General features: G+C 40.1%; 5 protein-coding genes. 2 read left to right on the top strand and 3 right to left on the bottom strand.

What is annotated here, in order from left to right; translation table 11 throughout:
* Both C7B77_RS25095 and C7B77_RS25090 read left to right on the top strand, forming a co-directional pair.
* On the top strand, positions 1-310 hold a 310-nt coding region (locus tag C7B77_RS25095), incomplete at its 5' end, for a phosphate-starvation-inducible PsiE family protein (protein ID WP_106311371.1).
* A 75-nt stretch (positions 311-385) separates the two neighbouring features.
* On the top strand, positions 386-811 hold the full coding sequence (locus C7B77_RS25090) for a hypothetical protein (RefSeq protein WP_106311368.1): 426 nt from the start codon (positions 386-388) through the stop codon (positions 809-811).
* 130 nt (positions 812-941) lie between these two features.
* On the opposite strand, the gene C7B77_RS25085 is transcribed toward C7B77_RS25090, so the two are convergent.
* The 3 genes from C7B77_RS25085 to C7B77_RS25075 all read right to left on the bottom strand — a co-directional run.
* The gene (locus tag C7B77_RS25085) at positions 942-2,117 is read right to left on the bottom strand and encodes an SDR family NAD(P)-dependent oxidoreductase (RefSeq protein WP_106311365.1); all 1,176 of its coding nucleotides are present in this window, start codon (positions 2,115-2,117) and stop codon (positions 942-944) included.
* An 86-nt stretch (positions 2,118-2,203) separates the two neighbouring features.
* Positions 2,204-2,878: a tetratricopeptide repeat protein gene (locus C7B77_RS25080; protein ID WP_106311362.1), complete on the bottom strand. Its 675-nt coding sequence runs from the start codon at positions 2,876-2,878 to the stop codon at positions 2,204-2,206.
* Positions 2,879-2,902: 24 nt separating this feature from the next.
* Positions 2,903-4,220, bottom strand: a 1,318-nt coding sequence (locus C7B77_RS25075) for a J domain-containing protein (RefSeq protein WP_245894395.1), incomplete at its 5' end; no start/stop codon positions are given.

The raw sequence follows: 4,220 nt of genomic DNA, 5'->3' as shown, positions 1-4,220 counted from the left end.
ATTACAACTCAGAGCGATGTTTATCTCACTGCTCCCACCACTAGATTTAAAAGTCGTCACCGCCGATATTCTGTTCGTCCTGATCCTCGTCGAACTATTCCGACTGCTAATTATTTACCTCCAAGAACAGCGAGTCTCCATCGGTGTCGCGATCGAAGTTGCGATCGTTTCCGTCCTGCGCGAAGTTATCGTCCGAGGCGTTCTCGAAATTCCCTGGCCGCAAACACTATCTGCTTGTGCCTTTCTGCTGGTAATGGGTATTTTATTAATAATTCGCGTCTGGTCTAGATCGATCGGCGAGAAAACATAAACTAGGCTAAACAATTTTAGTATTTATCATCTTTCTTCAAGCTGGTATTCATTATCTGCAAAAGAGGTTCTCAAATTGAAGTATACACAGGAGTTCGATCTAAATATTAGTGATGAACTAGAAGATCGGTTTAATAGAGTGCGCCCATCATGGGCAAAGATAGCGACATTCGTCAGTTGTGGAGATTGGTGGTTCTCAAATTATGATGACGATGATGATACTTTACAACAACCATCATTGGAAGATTTGAAAGAACCATCTAAGATATATAGAGGCTCTTTCTCATATCTTAAATCAGAGCATCTAACTGGTAAATTTTGGGTTGTTTACAAACCCGACTTTTCTATTTCTACTTGGTTTCACAATAAACCAGAAGAACTATCTCAATCTGCAATGGTTCTAGTAAGTCCAGTAGAGAAAAATTTTGAAGATGCAGAAGACGATACCTCTTCTATTAAAGCAAGCTACTTTAATTTTTATAAAAAATTAAAAGTTAAATAATATTACCAATAAATATTTAATTTAAAAATGATACATGCTAGTGGGGTTGGGCGGGTTTGTTTTAATGTTATTTGTGGGTTTCGGAGATATCTAGCATAAACCCGCCCCTACAGATTTAAAAAAAATATAATTACCAATCGATAATTTGATAATCTTTAAATAACCTACCAAATTGATTATTACCTGTGTTTAATCCCGTCCAAATTGGATCGCAAATTCTGGCGGCGGCATCGATAATTGTAAATGGTGGTTCGGTACCGCGATCGATCATTTCAGTCGCGATCGGGTGTGGATGTTGAAAGCTAATCCAACCTGGATCGACGGCATTCATAAAGATGCGATGTTTGGCATATTCTTTGGCGCAGGTACGCGTCATTTGATTGAGTGCGGCTTTTGCCATATTTGTATGGGGATGTCGCCAGGGTTTATCTACACCGTTAAATCGGCCTTCTTGAGAAGAGACGTTGATGATATATTTATCCATATTTTGGTGTCTAGTCATCATTCCTTTCAACCGACTATTAATGACGAAGGGTGCGATCGCATTCACCACATGAACTTCTAATAATTCGACGATACTTATTTCATCATCCCTAAGCAACCAACTATTAACCGATCGCAAGTCAATTTGATTGCCATCTCGATCGTATTTATCGATCGGAAATAACGCCGGATCTACCTCGTCTTCGGGTAACATCGGAATTTGAGATAAATTAGCAACTAGATCGCCTGGTGCGATCGAGACTAAATTAGGAGTGGGGTTGAGAGCGTTAGTTTGAGATCGATCGAGACTAGCTTCGGGACTTATAATTAAGGGTTGCAATTGAGCCGCTAATTGGGCGATAGGTTGCGATTCTAGCTCGATTAAATGCCGATAATATGCGGGAGGACGGCGGATGGTTTGAGCGGCATTGTTGACGATAATATCTAGATGTGGATAAACCCCATCGATATAGTGAGTAAATGCTTCTACCCTGGCTAAATCTCGCAGATCGAGAGGATAGATCTGCAACCTGTTGCGCCACTGTTCAAAATCGATTTCCTGACTGTATTTCTGAGCTGCATGATGGGGAAATCTCGTTGTAGTAATTACTCTCGCACCCGATCGTAATAATCGCAAACATACCCCATAACCGATGTTTACTCTCGCTCCGGTAACTACGGCAATTTTGCCACTGAGATCTGCTGTTGCTTGTTGTTTCTGGTAGTTAAATTCCCCGCAGGCTTGACAAAGCTGATGATAATACCAGTGTCGATCGTTAAATATCTGTTTGCAAACAACACAACGCGGGGATTTATTGCTCATTAACTTTTAGCGATATGCGGCGATCGTTAATCTCCGATCGGTATTTTTCCTAACGCTTAGGATAGCACATTGACCCAATTTAGACTTTATCGATACATATAAACTTGGACTAAAGCTTGAAGATCGGTTTGCAATGGATTTAAACGTAGACTCTCTTGATAAGCTGCGATCGATTGCTGGTTTTTATTTTGTAATTGATATAAGTCTCCGACTAACCGATATACACGAGCATCATTGGGGCATAATGGCAGTAAAAGATCTGCAATTTGTTCGGCATCTACATATAAACGTAGCTGAATAAAAGCTTTAAGCTTTAATTCTAGGCAATAGATATTTTGTGGATCTAATCTCAAACCAATTTTTAAGGCATCGAGAGCCTTGGTATATTGACGTTGAATGATAAAGTTTTCTGCCTGAACCCCAAAATATTCTGGAATGTCTGGGTTCATGCCAATCGCTACTGTAATCGCACGTTCCGATCTGGTGATTAGTCCGTGATATCTATAGGCACAGGCTAGCGCATAGTGATTATAGCTATCATCTGGAGCTAATTCGATCGCTTTTTTTGCGGATGCGATCGCCAGTTCGCCTTGCTTCATATTTGCATAATTTATGGCTAATAAAGCATGGGTAGGTGCATGATTTGGATCGATCGATAAACACTGTTGTAGTAATATTTCCGCTTCTGGGTATCGTTGCATCTGAAATGATAGCAAGCGCGCGCGATCGAGTAAGGCGAAAAGGTTGGATAGATCGTTCATATAATTATTGTTCAAAGCCGATGCTTATTCACATTTAAATTTGATAATATAGTCACCATTTTTGCTAGGATTACCAGGTTGGTAAACACCACAACCACTCAATATTAAAGAATCTCCAGTCTTCGTACCAGGAGATATAAAAATTGTTCTCCATCCCGTAATTGTATTAACTACTACTTCACCACCTGCTGAAGCTTGAGAGCTAGTTATGGTAACTTCGGCTTCAATATTTACGCCATTGCGTTTGCGTTCTTTATCTTGCAATGCCACAAATAAATAAAGATATAAATCTCCTGGTTCGCCGCCATATCTACAAGCATGGCCTTGTCCTTTCAATCTCAATGTACTACCATTGTTTGTACCAGCAGGAATATTAACTGTTAGCGATTTGAGCACATATTCTAACTCACCTTCATCTGTCATTTCTGTCCGAGGAACCTGAAGCTCTCGCTCGCAGCCTAGAATAGCCTCATCAAATCCGATCGCCATATCGAATCGGATATCTTTGTCTCTAAAATGCAAACCATTGGTTTCGATTTCCGACTCGACACTTACATCATTACGTTTGGATTCTTGTTCTAAAGATCGAGTTTTTTCTGGCGATCGAACCATTAAATAAAGATACAAATCTCCTGGTTCGCCACCATATCTACAAGCATCGCCTTGTCCCTTCAATCTTAATTTGTCACCATGATTTGTACCCGCAGGAATGGTAAATCTTAGCGAGCTAGCAACTCGCGCTAACTCACCTTTTGCGTTCATTTCTAGCCGAGAAATCTCCACATCTCTTACGCAGCCTAGCATGGCATCATTAAATCCGATCGCCAGATCGATATGTAAATCTTCTCCGCGCGAATGCGATTTGCCAATTTTAATTTCTGGATCGATATTTACATCATTACGTTTGTGTTCTTTTTCTGGAGATGCAACGAGTAAACAAAGATATAAGTCTCCTGGTTTACCACCATATTTACAAGCATCACCTTGTCCCTTCAATCTCAATTTATTACCATGATTCGTACCCGCAGGAATAGTAACGTTGAGTGATTTAACAACTCGATCTAATTTCCCGTTCTCTGTCATTCCTAGCCGAGGAATCTTAATCTCTTGCTTGCAACCTCGAATCGCATCATCAAATCCGATCGTCAGATCGAGTCGTAAATCTTCACCAAAAGTATCGCCTCGTTCTACTTCCACTATGTCTGTATTTAAACAGAACATTTTTGATAAATCGCGATTAAAGTTGTCTGAAGCTACTTTGATGTTGGTAAAAATATCATTATTTAGCTCGTTATACTTCCGATCTTTGTCATTTCCTGGGATGACTAGTACGATAAACAAG

Source organism: Chamaesiphon polymorphus CCALA 037, from assembly GCF_003003845.1.
GTDB classification, from domain to species: domain Bacteria; phylum Cyanobacteriota; class Cyanobacteriia; order Cyanobacteriales; family Chamaesiphonaceae; genus Chamaesiphon; species Chamaesiphon polymorphus.
The sequence above is the reverse complement of the archived record's forward strand: the minus strand, read 5'-3'. Positions and strand labels throughout refer to the sequence as shown.